Genomic DNA, 13,925 nt, shown 5'->3' with positions numbered 1-13,925 from the left:
ACTCCTTAAGCCGATCACGTCAGCCGATCCAGGCAGTCGTTCGCGGCGCGTGTTAGCCGATCACCGGCTCATGGCGTTCGCCACTGCCGCGGCGATCGGCGGCAGCGGGCGTTTCGTCGTTGTCCACGACGTCGTCGTGCTCATGGGTGCGGCGGTGGCGACCGCGCCACCACAGCAGCAGCCCCAACAGGGCGCCAACGCCGGCCCCCACGACGACCAGCAGGGCGACCGGCAGGAAGGTCTCGCGGTTATTCTCGAGGAAGGCCACGGCCGCGACCATCACCGCCGGGGCGAACCCGCTGTAGAACTCCCCTTCTTCCAGCAGCGGCAGCCGGAAATGGGACGGGGTCCACATCACGCCGGCTACCGCCCAGGTAATCACCAGCCGCGGCAACCGCGGCAGGAACCCCAGCCCCAGGTAACCGGTCAGCAGCACCACCAGCGACAACACGACATAGACCAGCCATAGTAGGGGCATCGAATCCGACATCAGCATCACGACCTCGCGAGTTGTGCGTCGACGACGCACGTTCTTGAAAACACACTGAGTATGGTACATCCCGCGCCATGAAAGCACAGCCGCCACGTGACAAGGCCACGCCCCTCGCCGCCGATGACCCCGTCTCCCGCTTTCGCCACGCCGACGATCCGGCCTGGCACTGGCTGGAACATCGCGACGCCCCGCAGGTCACCGCCTTCCTGGAGGCCGCCAACCAGGAGTCCGATCACTGGTTCGCGCCGCTGGACGATCTCGTGGAACGTCTCTACCACGGCCACCTGGCGCGCCGGGAGCTCGCCGTCAGCGGACTCAAGACGCCGCTCGATCACTTCACGGTGTGGAGCGAGACAGCGGCGAACGCCGACTATCCGGTCTGGTGGCGCCATCCCAATGGACGCCCCGAGGCCGCGGAGGCCTTCCTCGACCTGGAGGCCAGAGCCGGCGAGCACGACTTCCTCGAGCTTGGCGACATGGCCCTCTCCCCGGACGAGGCCTGGCTGGCCTGGACCGAGGACACTCGCGGCGACGAGACCTACACGCTCTACCTCAAGCGGCTACCGGACGGCGGCCCCGCCGTGCTGCTCGATGAGATCGGCCCCGAGATCGGCTGGGCCGAGGACAACGCCACCCTGCTGTTCACCCGCTTCGATGCCACCCAGCGCCCGGAGAGCATCTGGCGCCTTCCGGTCGCCGACGGCCGGGCCGGTGAGCCAATCTTGATCCTGCGCGAGCAGGATCCGGAGTTCTGGCTGGGGCTGGGCAAGACCCGCTCGCGGGAGTGGCTGATCCTTGAGAGCGCCTCCAAGGACACCAGCGAGAGCCATCTGATTCCCGCCCACGCCCCGGCCACACCACCCCGCTGCTTCCGCGTCCGGGAGCGCGGCGTGGAGTATGCGATAGACCATCGGCCCGGCCACTTCTACATCCTGCATAACCGCCAGGCGACCCACTTCCGCCTGGATCGGATGATCGAACAAGACCTCGGCGAGCCCGATCCGATGCACCACTGGCAGCCACTCATCGACCATCGCGACGAGGCGACCCTGGAGGGGGTCGACGCCTTCGACTGGGGGCTGGTCATCACCGAGCGCGACCACCACGAGGCTCAGGTACATGTGCGAGTACTCGAGCTGGATGCTGACCACGCCCAGACCCGCGACGAGCGCCTGCCACTGCCGGAACTGCCCTGCAGCCTGGCACTGGGTGACACGCCGCACTTCGCGGACCGGCGCCTGCGGCTGCGCGAGGAGTCCTTCACCCTGCCGGTGACCTGGCACGAGCTCGACCTCGATAGCGGCGAGCGCCACCTCCTCAAGCAGCAGCCTATCCATGGCGACCTGAAGCCCGAAGAACTGGCCTGCGAGCGGATCTGGGCGACCTCCCACGACGGCGAGCGCGTGCCGGTCTCGGTGGTCAGGCGGGCCGATCTCTCCGGCCATCCCCTGCCTACCCTGCTCTACGGCTACGGCGCCTACGGCGAGGTGCTCGATCCCTGGTTCTCGGTCGCCCGGCTGGAGCTGCTGGCGCGCGGGGCGGCCTTCGCCGTGGCCCACGTGCGCGGCGGCGGCGACCGCGGCGAGCCCTGGTACCTAGCCGGCAAGCTCGAGCACAAGGCCAACAGCTTTCACGACTTCCTCGCCGCCCGCGATGCCCTGGTCGAGAAGGGGCTCAGCGACGGTGAGCGCATTGCCGCCTACGGCGCCAGTGCCGGCGGCCTGCTGGTCGGCGCCAGCCTCAACCTGGCCCCCGAGGCCTTCTGCGCCGCGGTGCTCGACGTGCCCTTCGTCGACGTGCTGCGCACCATGGAGAACCCCGACCTGCCCCTGACCACCGCGGAGTACAGCGAATGGGGCGACCCTCGCGAACCCGAGGCACGACGCCGCATCGGCGACTACTCTCCACTGGACAACCTGTCGGCCCAGCCCTGGCCGGCGGTCTTCCTGCAGGGCAGCTGGCACGATACCCGGGTGCCCTACTGGGAACCGGCCAAGCTCTACGCGCGCCTTAAGGAGCTGGGCCAAGGACAACGCCCTGGCGATCACCCCATCCTGCTGAGGACGGACATGGGCGCCGGCCATGGCGGCGCCTCGGGCCGCTTCAAGGCCTGGCACGACAACGCCCGACAGGATGCCTTCATCCTCTGGGCGCTGGGGCTGGAAGGTCGGGAGGCCTGATGCCTGGCGACAGAGCCCTGTCGTTAGAGCCCTGCCGACACAGCCCTGATAATAGAACGCCCTGACGGCAGGGACCCGGCCGAGGCCGGGTCCCTGTGACGCTTGGATGAGTCGGAGCGGACCGGCTCAGCTGGCGCCGCCGGCTCCACCGCCCGCACCGCCGCCGGCTCCACCACCGGAACCACCTCCCGAGCCGCCGCCGGAACCACCGCCAGAGCCGCCGCCGGAACCACCGCCGGAGCCGCCGCCGGAACCACCACCCGAGCCACTGCCGGAACCACCACCCGAGCCACCGCCGGAACCACCGCCAGGACCGCCACCCGAGCCGCCGTCGGAACCGCCACCCGAGCCACCGCCAGGACTACCGCCACCGGTACCGTCATCGGTGCCGTCATCGGTACCGTCATCGGTACCGTCATCGGTGCCGTCGTCGGTGCCGTCGTCGGTGCCGTCATCGGTGCCGTCATCGGTACCGTCATCGGTGCCGTCATCGGTACCGTCGTCGGTGCCGTCATCGGTACCGTCGTCGGTGCCGTCATCGGTACCATCACCGGCAACGCCGCCACCATCGCTGGCGGCCAGGGCGACATCACTGCCGTCGCGCGCACTGGACAGCCCCGTTTCCTGGTCACCGGCGCCCGGCGGAAAGAGCAGCAGGAGCCCCTCGGGACTTTGTCGCGTCGATAGCCACGACTGCAGTCGCCCCATCTCCTGATCGTCGAGCACCCTCCCCTCATACATGAGGTCGTTGAACATCGCCGCCATCTCGTCGTCGCTGAGCGACTCTCCGCCCCATGAGGACGACTGCGCCGCCACGCCGGATGAGGCCAGGGCCCCCACGAGCGCCGCGAGCGCAAGCTTACTGAAGCCATTCATGATCGATCCCCCCTTGATCCCAAGCCTTAGCCGCCGTCGAGGCGCCAAGCGTATGCCCGTGCCATACAACAAACTGTTACACATAGCAAAGCATCGTCCCCGCCGGTGATCGGCGCCATAGGACGATGCCATGAAACAACGGCTGCAAGGGGATGACCCTGAACGCCCACTGAGTATGGGGCGTATCAGGCATGGAGCGGAGGGCGCCCCGACGAGAGGGAACGAGTCAACCGTCGATGGGCAGGATAGCGATGATGTGCTCTTCGAGCTCCTCCTCGGGAACCTCACGCTGGGAGACGGCGAAGCTGCGCACGCTGACGCCCTTGCGGTGCATCCGCTCGGATCCACCGGCGATCAGCGGATGCCAGGCGGCCAGCTTGCGACCCTCGGCCACCCGGCGGTAGGCACAGGACTTGGGCAGCCAGCGGAAGTCGTCGATGCGCTCGGGCGTCAACTGCGTGCAGTCCGGTACCTTCTCGAACCGATGGTCATAGTCGCTGCAACGACAGCTTTGTATATCCAGCAGTTCGCAGGCGACGTTGAGCACCGCCAGATCGCCGCTCTCCTCATCCTGGAACTTGAGTAAGCAGCACTGGCCGCAGCCGTCGCAGAGCGCCTCCCACTCCTCGTCGGTGAGCTCCTCCAGATCGAAGCGCTCCCAGAATCGTTCTCTCATGATCTCTCCTGCGTCACCTGGGGCGATATCCAGCGAGGTTCGTGCGACGTCTTGCACGATCCAGCGGGGCCGCGCGGCCCAGGGCGCGCTCCTGCGGGTTTCGCGCGGCATCGGGCGCGATACTCGTTTATCGCGCCCGATGCCGCGCGAGGCTAGTAAAGTGCCGCCGTCGGGGTGCGATAGAGGTCGAGCAGATAGTCCTCCTTGGCGGGCGGCATCTGCAGGTAGTAGCCCTTCTCGCGGATGGCGGCCATGACATCACCGGCCTGCGCCCGCCCCAGCGACTTCTCCGGGGTGAGGATCAGGGTCATGGCGGAGATCGGCTTGCCGAAGTGCTCCAGCAGCGCCTCGGGCACCTCATCAAGCCCCTGGCGCTTGTCCACGTAGAGGTACATTCCCTCCTTGCGCGCGCTCTTGAAGATCTCGCACAGCAGCTTGTCGCCGCGCATCCGGTCGTCGCTCATCGCGATGCCTCCTCGAGGGCCGCGGCCAGGCCCGTCGCCAAACGATCCCCGCGCCAGCCGCCGGGCAGGGGCAGCGACTCTCCGAGAAGGTCGGCGCTCACCAGGGCTTCGAGTTCGCGTCGCTTGAGCAGCACCTCAGGCGCCACGCCCAACGCCTCGGCCTCGGCATTGACCACCGCCTTCAGGGCCTTGAGACGCTTCTTGAACGCGGGCGTCATCGGCGAGAGCGGTGCCGGCGGCAGCGCCTCCTCGTCGACCTGCAGCGCCTCACGCACCAGCCTCAGCAGGTCGTCGCCCTCGCGCTTGATCAGCGCGGGCTTGAGGTCCTCGACGCGGGCCAGCTCGAAGCGATTTTCCGGCAGCTGCTCGGCGATGGCGTAGAGCAGCCGGTCAGGAACCAGCCAGCCCCGCGGCACGTCACGACGCCGGGCCTCGCCCTCGCGCCAGATGGTCAGGCGACGATAGGCCTCCACCTGACGCGGCGTGAGACGCCAGAGCTGGCGATGACGCAGGTACCACTGGCCGTCGGCGGTCTCGCTGCGCGTCGTCTGGGCGACCAGCGCGGCGCAGTCGGCCTCGACCCAGGCCATGCGGCCCAGGCGCTCGAGGGAGGCGCGCTGCTGTTCCCACACCCCGAGCAGGAAGACCACGTCCAGGGCCGCATAGCGCAGCTGGGACTCGGAGAGCGGGCGCAGCAGCCAGTTGGAGCGGGTCTCGTCCTTGGGCAGGGTCTCGCCGGTCCAGTGCGCCACCAGCTTCTGGTAGCCCATCGAGGGCACCTCACCGAGCAGCGACTGGGCGACCTGGGTGTCCACCAACGGCGCCACGGGCACCTCGGCCCAGTGGGCGAAGACCTCGAGGTCCTCGCTCGAGGCATGCAGCAGCTTCAACGGCCCCTCGGCCAGCAGACGACGGAAGGCCTCGGTGCACGCCACCTCCTGAGGATCGACCAGGAAGGCCGGGCCGCCGGCGGCGAACTGGATCAGCGCCGGCACCGGGTGAAAGGTGTTCTCGCGAAAGAACTCGGTGTCCAGGGCGATGACGTCGGCCGCGGCCACCTCGGCACAGGCGGCGTCCAGGGCGGCGGGGGTATCGATCCATCGAATCTCGGGGTTCAGGGTCATGCAGGGTTCCGACAACAGGGGAAAAGGCTCACTCGCCCCGGAAGGGCAGGCGACCGTTAAAGGCGCGGCTCAGGGTACCACCGTCGACGTACTCGAGCTCGCCGCCCATGGGCACACCGTAGGCCAGCCGCGAGAGCGAGACGCCCTGTGGCGCGAGCTGGGCGGCGATGTAGTGGGCGGTGGCCTCCCCTTCCACCGTGGGATTGGTGGCCAGCACGATCTCCTCCACGCCCCCCTCGGCGATTCGCGCCTCGAGCTGGTCGAGTCCGATGTCCTCGGGCCCGATGCCGTCCAGCGGCGAGAGGTGGCCGTGCAGCACGAAGTAGCGACCGCGAAAGCCGCCGGCCTCCTCGATGGCCAGCTGGTCGGCGGGAGACTCCACCACGCAGAGCACGGCGTCGTCGCGCCGCGCGCTCTGGCAGATGCCGCAGACCTCTTCCTCGGTCAGGGTGCGGCAGCGCCGGCAGTAGCCGACCCGCTCGAGCGCCACGTCCAGCGCCGCCACCAGGCGCCGGCCGCCGTCGCGGTCGCGCTCCAGCAGATGCATGGCCATGCGCTGGGCGGTCTTGGGGCCGACACCGGGCAGCACCCGCAGCGACTCCATCAGTCTCTCGATCAGCGGGGAAAAGCTCATGGTCGGTCCGTCTCGGCCTGGATCAGAAGGGCATCTTGAAGCCGGGCGGCAGGTTGAGACCGGCGGTGGCCTCCTCCATACGCGTCTTGGAGTCCGCCTCGACCTTGCGCACCGCGTCGTTCACGGCGGCCGCCAGCAGATCCTCGAGGAGCTCCTTGTCCTCTTCCATCAGGCTCGGGTCGAGGTCGACCTTGCTCACGTCGTGGCGGCCGTTCATGGTCACCTTGACCATGCCGGCGCCCGCCTCGCCCTGGACCTCGGCCTTGGCGACCTCCTCCTGGGCCTTCTGCATCTTCTCCTGCATCTCCTGGGCCTGCTTCATGATGTTGCCCATTCCACCCTTCATCATGGCGAAATCCTCTCGTGGTTGATGTGATCGTTCTGGGGCCGCGGCTCAGCCGCGCGCCTCGGCGCCGGCGGGCTTGACCGTGGATTCGATCAGGCGCGCGCCGAAGGCCTGCTGCAATTTCTGTACATGGGGGTCACGGTTCAAGGCTTCAATCGCCTCGGCGTGTCGCTGGGCGGCGAGGCGCTCGGCCTGCTGCCTGGGCGTCTCGACCTCGGGGGGCAATTCTCCGGGCTCGAGCACCAGACGACGCTCGACGCCGATGGCCGCCAGCGCCTGGCGGATGCGGGTCACGTGGATCTCGGCGTTCATCGCCTCCTGGGAGGGGTCGAGGCGCATCGTGAGCTGGGCGCCGTCGTCGGCCTCGACCACGCAGTGGGCCGCCAGGTTGCGGGTCAGCCCGCCGAGCCCCAGCGACTCGAAGCGGGCCAGCCAGTCGGCATGGTCGAAGCGGCCGGTCGGGGCGGCCGGGGCCGCCGCATCGGCAGGATCGGCCGGCTCGAGCTCACCGGTCGCCTCGTTCGACGGGACCGGTTCAGGCCTATCGGGCGACTCATTCTCGGGCGACGCGATCTCCGGCGGCAGCGTCGCGGCCGCGTCCTGAGACGCACTCTCCGCTGGCGACGCAACGGACGCGCTGGCGTGTGGCGCGTCGACTGCCGGATGGCTCGCTTTCGCACCCTTGGAAGGCGCTGCCTCGACCGGCGGCGCGGCCTTTTCAACCGCTGCCGGCGCGGGGGGCGGCTCGGGCGCTTGAGCGGCGGGCGCAGGATGAGCCGCCTCGGACGACGGCGCCTGGGTCGGCTCGGCCGCCTGGGGGGTGGTCGCTTGGGATGGGGTTGCCTGGGGTGAGGAGGCGCGCGACGCCTCGGGCCCAGGCGCCGCGGCGCTCGTCGGATCACCCGCAGGTCCCGCCTCACCGCCACTCGACTGCCCGCGCAGCGGCAGCGGCGTCTGCGCCGGCCGCGGCACGCCCTGGGGCCGGAACGCCAGCATGCGCAACAGGGTCATCTCCAGGGCGGTGCGCAGGTCCGGGGCATGCTCCATGTCGCCGCGGCCCTGGATGCCGATCTGATAGAAGAGCTGGATATCCTCGGCGGTGAAGCGCGCGGCCAGCTGAAGCAGGGCGTCGCGGTCACCGTGGCCGTTGTCCACGGCGTCGGGCACCATCTGGGCGATGGCCAGCCGGTGCAGCACGCCGGTGATGTCATCGAGCACCGCGGCGAAGTCGGGGCCCTGCTCGGCCAGGGCGGCCACCTCGCCGAGCAGCCGGGCGGCATCCACCTCGGCCAGCGCCTCGACCAGCGCCAGCACGTGGCGATGATCGAGGGTGCCGAGCATGGCCGCCACGTCGGCGTGGCGCACCTCGCCCTGGCCGAAGGCGATGGCCTGGTCGGTGAGGCTCATGGCATCGCGCATGGAGCCCTCGGCGGCCTTGCCGAGCAGCCACAGGGCGCTCTCCTCGAAGCTCACCTGCTCGGCCTCGAGCACCGAGGCCAGGTGCCCGACGATGCGCTCCGGCGCCATGTGCTTGAGGGTGAACTGCAGGCAGCGCGACAGCACCGTGGGCGGCAGCTTCTGCGGGTCGGTGGTCGCCAGCAGGAACTTCACGTGGGGGGGCGGCTCTTCCAGGGTCTTGAGCAGCGCGTTGAAGCTGCTGGTGGAGAGCATGTGCACCTCATCGATGAGGTACACCTTGTAGCGTCCCTGGGTCGGCGCGTACTGCACGTTATCGAGCAGCTCGCGAGTGTCCTCGACCTTGGTGCGCGAGGCGGCATCGACCTCGATCAGGTCGACGAAGCGTCCCTCGTCGATGGACCGGCAGCTGTCGCACTCGCCACAGGGGGTGGAGGTCACGCCGTCGTCACCGCGGCCGTTCGCCGTGCAGTTCAGGCACTTGGCCAGAATGCGCGCCAGGGTGGTCTTGCCCACGCCACGGGTGCCGGTGAACAGATAGGCGTGGTGCAGCCGGCCCTGGTCCAGGGCATTGACCAGCGCGCGCTGGACATGCTCCTGGCCGACCAGTTCATGGAAGGTACGCGGTCGCCACTTGCGGGCCAGAACCTGATAGCTCATGCAGCGCGGGATCCTTGCGGTAAAGCGAACAGCAGCTGGGTGATGGGCGCCGAGCGGTTGGGTGCCTCGATGGATCGAGCCCGATGCTCGGCGGAAAACGTTCATTCTATCGACCGGGGCGCCTGGCGGAAAGCGGCGCCCGGTTCAGGCCTCCCGCGCCAGTCCTCCTGTGCCCCAGCGCTCGGTGAACTCCGCGGCCGTCAGCGGCGGGCTCAGGTAATCGCCCTGATAGGCGGGACAGCCCAGCGAGCGAAGGAAATCGAGCTGAGTCGCGTTCTCCACGCCTTCGGCGATCACGTCGAGCCCCAGACGGTCGGCGATCGAAAGGATGGCAGCGACGATCGTCTCGTCGTCGGGGTCGCCGGGCACGTCGGTGATGAAGGAGCGGTCGATCTTCAGGCACTGCACCGGAAGGCGCTTGAGATAGGAGAGCGAGGAGTAGCCGGTACCGAAATCGTCCACGGCCAGCTCGATGCCCAGGCGACGCAGCCCGTTCAGCCGCTCCAGCCCTTCGTCGGCATGGCCGATAACAAACCCCTCGGTGATCTCCAGTTCCAGCCGCGAGGGCGAGAGCCCGCTCTGCTCGAGCGCCTCACGCACGTCGCCGACGATGTCCCCCTGCACCACCTGCAGCCCCGACAGGTTGACCGCGACGCGCAGGGGCAGCCCGGCAAGCTCCCATTCACGCGCCTGGCGACAGGCCTCGCCCAACACCCAGCGACCGATGGTATGGATCAACCCGGCCTCCTCCGCCAGGGCGATGAAGCGTCCCGGCCCGATCACCTCGCCCTCCGGGGTCGTCCAGCGCACCAGCGCCTCGGCCCCGAACACCCGGCTGCCGTCGACCCGCGCCTGGGGCTGGTAGTGCAGCACCAGTTCCTGGCGATCCAGGGCCCGACGCAGGCCGGTATCCATGGTGAAGCGTTCGCGGCTGGCCGCGGCCAGCTCCGGCGCGAAGAACATCCAGGTATTGCGCTTGAGCGCCTTGGCACCGTACATGGCGGTATCGGCGCGCTGGATCAGCTCGCCGGCGCTGCGACCATCGCGGGGATAGACGCTGATGCCGATGGAGGCGCCGATGAAGATCTCATGCTGGTCGACGGTGAATGGCTGCAGCAGGGCATCGATCAGCTTCTGCGCCACCCGTCCGGCATCGGCGTGCTCGTGCAGGCGCTCCAGCACCAGCACGAATTCGTCTCCGCCCAGGCGCCCCAGGGAGTCATCGTCGCGCACGGCCCGCCCAAGGCGCCGACCGACTGCCTGCAGCAACCGGTCACCCAGCGGGTGCCCGAGGCTGTCGTTGATGTCCTTGAAGTGGTCCAGATCGAGGAACAACACCGCCAGGGCGCCCTGGTCTTCCTCGGCGCGTTCCAGCGCCATGGCGAGTCGATGGTTGAGATAGGCGCGATTGGGCAGGCCGGTCAGCGAATCGAAGTTGGCCGACCGCTTGAGCCGGCCGGCCTGATCGGTGATGCGCGACAGCAGCGGGCTGATCACTCGTGCCGTGGCCAGGGCCCCAAGCCCCATCAGCACCAGCACCATGGTGGCCGGCCAAAGCAGCTCTTTGTAGACCACGCCATAGAAGCCGCGGGCGGGAATCTGCACCAACAGCGTCCAGCCAGGCGTGACCAGCGGCACCTGCACCAGCACCGCCGCCTCCGCCCCATCATCGTCGCGAAAAAGCCCCGCCCGATCGCTCGCCAGCGCCTCGCGAAGGCGTCCGGCGAGCCGCCCATCGGGCTCGGCCATGACCAGCGCGCCCTGGGGATCCGCGGCCAGCAGGGCCTGGCCGGGTGGCGCCAGCAGCCACTGTCGGGCGCCCTTACCGAAGCGACCGGCATCGTCGAGCATCCCGGCGATGCCCTGCGGGCCGAAATAGAGCAGGTCGGTGCCGAGGGGACGGCCTTCCAGGGAGAGCACCGGCGTCGTCACCTCGACGAGCACACCCTCCTCGGCGGGCACCAGGCGTGCCTGACCATCCACGGCGGTCGCGTCGGTCGCCGGAAGCGATTCGGGCACCCGGCCGATGGTCACCAGCGGCTCGCCCGCCGGGCCCAGCCGGACCAGGCCCACGAGATCCGGGGACGGCAGCATGGCGTCCACGAGGCGCGGCGCCATGAAGGCCGACAGGGCGCCCCGCTCATCGCGGCTTGCGGCAGCCCCCTCCACGAGGTCCTCCAGGCGGCGACGCAGCTCGGTGCGACTGGCGATCTGGCGGGCCACGTCCCGATAGCGCGCCAGCAGGTGGTCGAGGGTCTCCGCCTGGGCCGAGGCGCTCACCAGGGTAATCGTCTCGAGCCCCTGGCGATGGGCCTGGTAGAGCGGCCAGGCCGTGGAAAGCCCGACCAGCGCCCCGGTGACGAGGATGCCGAGCGTCGCCAGCGCGACGATGCGTCGCCGGGCGCGCTTCATCATCCTAGATGACTCCCCGCGGATGCTGCGGCGAACCCGATCAGCGCAGCGCGCCAGACCCCGACGCCGTCGGGCCCTGCCGGAGCATCCTTCATGGTTCGTCCTCGGTGGCGGCGCTCTCGCCCTTCAGTGTGGCCCCAGGCCTCATAAACGCCAAGTCGCTGGAGACGCCTCGGCGCAAGGATCGACTCGCAGCTGCTCGAAGCCGCTCAGCACGTTGACCACATTGATGCCGATCTCCTCCACGGCATAGCCGCCCTCGAGCAGGAAGACCGTGGGCAGCCCAAGCCTCCCCAATCGCCGACCCACGTCGGTGAAGTCGTCGCTTGAGAGCGTGAAGGCGCTGATGGGATCGTGCTCGAAGGCATCGACGCCCAGCGAAACCACCAGCAGCTCACAGCCCGCATCGACGATGCGCGCCTTGGCCTCCTCCAGCGCCTCGGCCCAGGCGGCATAGCCGGTGCCCGGCGCCAGGGGATGGTTGACGGTGAAGCCTTCGCCGGGGCCCTCGCCGGTCTCGTCGGCGTGGCCGAGGAAGTGCGGGAAGCAGTGGCGGGGATCGCCGTGCAGGGAGAGGAAGAGCACGTCGTCGCGGGCGTAGAAGATTTGCTGGGTGCCGTTGCCGTGGTGGAAGTCGATGTCCAGCACCGCGACCCGCGAGCGGCCGGCGTCCAGGGCCCGCTGGGCGGCAATGGCGGCGTTGTTGAAGAAGCAGTAGCCGCCGAACTGATCGGTGGCGGCATGGTGTCCGGGCGGGCGGCACAGCCCGAAGGCCGGCTCGCCGCTGGCCAGCACGTGATCCACCGCCGAGAGCGCCACGTCCTTGCTGGCCATGGCCGCCTCGAAGGTGCCCTCGCAGATCGAAGTGTCCGCCCCCAGGGCGTAGTGGCCGAGCCGGCCGTCGATGTGATCGGGGATGACGCGTCCCGGCATGGTGCGAGTCGGCCAGACCCAGGCGATCGCCTCGCCCCGTCGACCGGCGGCAACCCAGTCCGCCCAACAGCGTTCAAGGAAGTCGACATAGCCGGCATCGTGAATTGCCAGTACCGGATCGAGGCCGTGCTCGGCCGGCGCGCGCACCTCGCCAAGGCCGCTTTCGAGCACGTACTTGAGCACCAGATCGACCCGCTCGGGGCATTCGTAGGGCGTCACGAGCTGTCCGCCGTCAAGCTCGGTGCGGGCGCGACGCCATTTGGTGCGTTCACTGTGAAAGGTCAGCATCGCGATCGGGCATCCTCGTCGGCCAGGGTTAACATCAAGGTGATGAACGGTAAGATGACAGGCCGGGGGGCGACGGACAATGTGGCGGTGCCTGGCTCAGGCCCCCAGCGCCTGGCGCTCGAGCTCCTGCCTCATGCCGTCGTCCAGCCCCAGGGCGCCACTCAGCTGATCGAGCCAGGCGCGCTCCATGGGGTTCTGCTCATCGATTACCGCCACGCTGACCAGGTACATCTCCCGCGCCGCCTGAGGCGAATCCGCCTGGCGGGCCAGGGCCTCGGCATCCAGCGGCGCGGCGAGCTGTTGCTCCACCCAGTCGTGCAGTTCGGCGTCGGCGCCCATGGCATCGATCTGTTCGGTCAGCAGGGCGCGCTCGCGGTCGTCGATGTGGCCATCGGCACGCGCCGCCATGATCACGGCCTGCAGCAGCTCCAGGCTGCGTTGCTCCTGAGAAGCGCCCTCGAGGCGCTCCATGGGGCGACCCTCCCTGGCCTCGTCGCCGCCACCCTCTCCACCACGATCGCCACGCGAGTTCTGCCACGCCTTCCAGGCCAGCGCGCCGACGCCGGCGATGGCGCCATACTTCAGCGCCTTGCCGCCCATCTTGCGCCCGCGCTTGGAGCCCACCAACAGTCCCAGGGCTCCGCCGCCGAGCAGGCTCTTGATGTCGACGCCGCTGCCCTGAGACCCGCCACCGGCGCTCTGTGCACCGCCACCGGCGCTCTGTGAACAGCCACGAGCGCTGCTCCCGCCGAGGGAGGAAGACACTCGGTTCACCAGGCCCTGAACGTCCAGGCCACCTGTACCGCTCTGGCCGCTGCCGGCCTGTTTCATGACCTGCTCGAGAATGCTCTTGGCGTTCATGTCGCGCTCCTTATGAAGACATCAGTTGCTTCGATAAACAGACTCGCATTAGGTTTCGCGTCCGGCCGGCTCTTTTACCGGCGGCATCATGCGCGACATCACGCCGGCAAGACGCGCTGCAACCCCGGAATAGCGGACACGCGCAGACCCACCGGCGGGTGGTAGTGAACGCCAAGGAAGCGAGCGAGCAGCGGGAGAAGATAAAGCAGAGGGCGACCGCCGGGGGAAGGCATCAGCCCGCCTCATTCATCAGGGCACAGAACGAGCGTGTTGAGTCCATCGATTGCCGGTACCGACCTGCTTCAACCTCATGCGGTCGCTTGGTAGACGGTTGGCATATACCCGATTCGGCTTTTGGCCGATCTTTTCATAACGATCAGGAATTGATGTCTGGCGCCGGCGCAGCCGTGGCCGTCGACCTCCGTTGTGGCCGCCTTACTTGGCGAGTCAATCTTGGTGACGCTGGGTGTCAGGCCAAGGCCGTCAGCCGAGGCAGCCCCTTCAGCAAGGTGGGCCACCATTTGTCGGCGGCATCGCCGAGGTGCACGGTGATGCGCCGGGC

The 13,925-nt window shown here is 68.8% G+C and carries 12 protein-coding genes; 2 read left to right on the top strand and 10 right to left on the bottom strand.

Translation table 11 applies throughout. The features are described 5' to 3' along the window. Positions 1–52: 52 nt before the first annotated feature. Positions 53–478 (bottom strand): hypothetical protein, encoded by a 426-nt coding sequence (locus BM388_RS11700; RefSeq protein WP_245781534.1) that lies wholly within the window; start codon positions 476–478, stop codon positions 53–55. 89 nt (positions 479–567) lie between these two features. On the opposite strand from BM388_RS11700, the gene BM388_RS11695 reads away from it, so the two are divergent. Both BM388_RS11695 and BM388_RS18260 read left to right on the top strand, forming a co-directional pair. Then, positions 568–2,673 (top strand): S9 family peptidase, encoded by a 2,106-nt coding sequence (locus BM388_RS11695; RefSeq protein WP_089850352.1) that lies wholly within the window; start codon positions 568–570, stop codon positions 2,671–2,673. A 102-nt stretch (positions 2,674–2,775) separates the two neighbouring features. Next, a complete protein-coding gene (locus BM388_RS18260) occupies positions 2,776–3,360 on the top strand; it encodes a glycine zipper 2TM domain-containing protein (RefSeq protein ID WP_139233932.1) in 585 nt (194 codons plus the stop codon). 415 nt (positions 3,361–3,775) lie between these two features. On the opposite strand, the gene BM388_RS11685 is transcribed toward BM388_RS18260, so the two are convergent. From BM388_RS11685 to BM388_RS11645, 9 genes are all read right to left on the bottom strand, one after another. Then, entirely contained in the window at positions 3,776–4,225 is a 450-nt protein-coding gene (locus tag BM388_RS11685; protein WP_089850351.1) for a YcgN family cysteine cluster protein, read from the bottom strand. A 152-nt stretch (positions 4,226–4,377) separates the two neighbouring features. After that, positions 4,378–4,689, bottom strand: a complete 312-nt coding sequence (locus BM388_RS11680; protein WP_089850349.1) for a YcgL domain-containing protein — start codon at positions 4,687–4,689, stop codon at positions 4,378–4,380. Continuing rightward, on the bottom strand, positions 4,686–5,813 hold the full coding sequence (gene rnd, locus BM388_RS11675) for a ribonuclease D (RefSeq protein WP_089850347.1): 1,128 nt from the start codon (positions 5,811–5,813) through the stop codon (positions 4,686–4,688). Before rnd ends, BM388_RS11680 begins: the two co-directional genes overlap by 4 nt. A 28-nt stretch (positions 5,814–5,841) precedes the next feature. Continuing rightward, the gene (recR, locus tag BM388_RS11670; RefSeq protein ID WP_089850345.1) at positions 5,842–6,447 is read right to left on the bottom strand and encodes a recombination mediator RecR; all 606 of its coding nucleotides are present in this window, start codon (positions 6,445–6,447) and stop codon (positions 5,842–5,844) included. Between the two features lie 22 nt (positions 6,448–6,469). Then, positions 6,470–6,796 carry a YbaB/EbfC family nucleoid-associated protein gene (locus BM388_RS11665; protein ID WP_089850343.1) on the bottom strand — a complete coding sequence of 109 codons (327 nt, stop codon included), beginning with the start codon at positions 6,794–6,796 and terminating at the stop codon, positions 6,470–6,472. 45 nt (positions 6,797–6,841) lie between these two features. Further along, the gene (gene dnaX, locus BM388_RS11660) at positions 6,842–8,869 is read right to left on the bottom strand and encodes a DNA polymerase III subunit gamma/tau (RefSeq protein WP_089850341.1); all 2,028 of its coding nucleotides are present in this window, start codon (positions 8,867–8,869) and stop codon (positions 6,842–6,844) included. Positions 8,870–9,013: 144 nt separating this feature from the next. Further along, a complete protein-coding gene (locus tag BM388_RS11655; protein ID WP_089850339.1) occupies positions 9,014–11,284 on the bottom strand; it encodes a putative bifunctional diguanylate cyclase/phosphodiesterase in 2,271 nt (756 codons plus the stop codon). A gap of 141 nt (positions 11,285–11,425) precedes the next feature. Next, positions 11,426–12,502 (bottom strand): histone deacetylase family protein, encoded by a 1,077-nt coding sequence (locus BM388_RS11650; RefSeq protein WP_089850337.1) that lies wholly within the window; start codon positions 12,500–12,502, stop codon positions 11,426–11,428. Positions 12,503–12,598: 96 nt separating this feature from the next. Next, positions 12,599–13,363, bottom strand: a complete 765-nt coding sequence (locus tag BM388_RS11645) for a tellurite resistance TerB family protein (protein WP_089850335.1) — start codon at positions 13,361–13,363, stop codon at positions 12,599–12,601. Positions 13,364–13,925 lie beyond the last annotated feature (562 nt).

The organism is Halomonas saccharevitans (genome assembly GCF_900116405.1).
Classification (GTDB): domain Bacteria; phylum Pseudomonadota; class Gammaproteobacteria; order Pseudomonadales; family Halomonadaceae; genus Halomonas; species Halomonas saccharevitans.
The sequence above is the reverse complement of the archived record's forward strand: the minus strand, read 5'-3'. Positions and strand labels throughout refer to the sequence as shown.

Coding starts and splice junctions, on each gene's coding strand:
- BM388_RS11665 (WP_089850343.1), bottom strand. CDS start 6,796: ATGATGAAGGGTGGAATGGGCAACATCATGAAGCAGGCCCAGGAGATG.
- BM388_RS11655 (WP_089850339.1), bottom strand. CDS start 11,284: ATGATGAAGCGCGCCCGGCGACGCATCGTCGCGCTGGCGACGCTCGGC.
- BM388_RS11650 (WP_089850337.1), bottom strand. CDS start 12,502: ATGCTGACCTTTCACAGTGAACGCACCAAATGGCGTCGCGCCCGCACC.
- BM388_RS11645 (WP_089850335.1), bottom strand. CDS start 13,363: ATGAACGCCAAGAGCATTCTCGAGCAGGTCATGAAACAGGCCGGCAGC.
- dnaX (WP_089850341.1), bottom strand. CDS start 8,869: ATGAGCTATCAGGTTCTGGCCCGCAAGTGGCGACCGCGTACCTTCCAT.
- rnd (WP_089850347.1), bottom strand. CDS start 5,813: ATGACCCTGAACCCCGAGATTCGATGGATCGATACCCCCGCCGCCCTG.
- BM388_RS11685 (WP_089850351.1), bottom strand. CDS start 4,225: ATGAGAGAACGATTCTGGGAGCGCTTCGATCTGGAGGAGCTCACCGAC.
- BM388_RS11695 (WP_089850352.1), top strand. CDS start 568: ATGAAAGCACAGCCGCCACGTGACAAGGCCACGCCCCTCGCCGCCGAT.
- BM388_RS11680 (WP_089850349.1), bottom strand. CDS start 4,689: ATGAGCGACGACCGGATGCGCGGCGACAAGCTGCTGTGCGAGATCTTC.
- BM388_RS11700 (WP_245781534.1), bottom strand. CDS start 478: ATGCCCCTACTATGGCTGGTCTATGTCGTGTTGTCGCTGGTGGTGCTG.
- recR (WP_089850345.1), bottom strand. CDS start 6,447: ATGAGCTTTTCCCCGCTGATCGAGAGACTGATGGAGTCGCTGCGGGTG.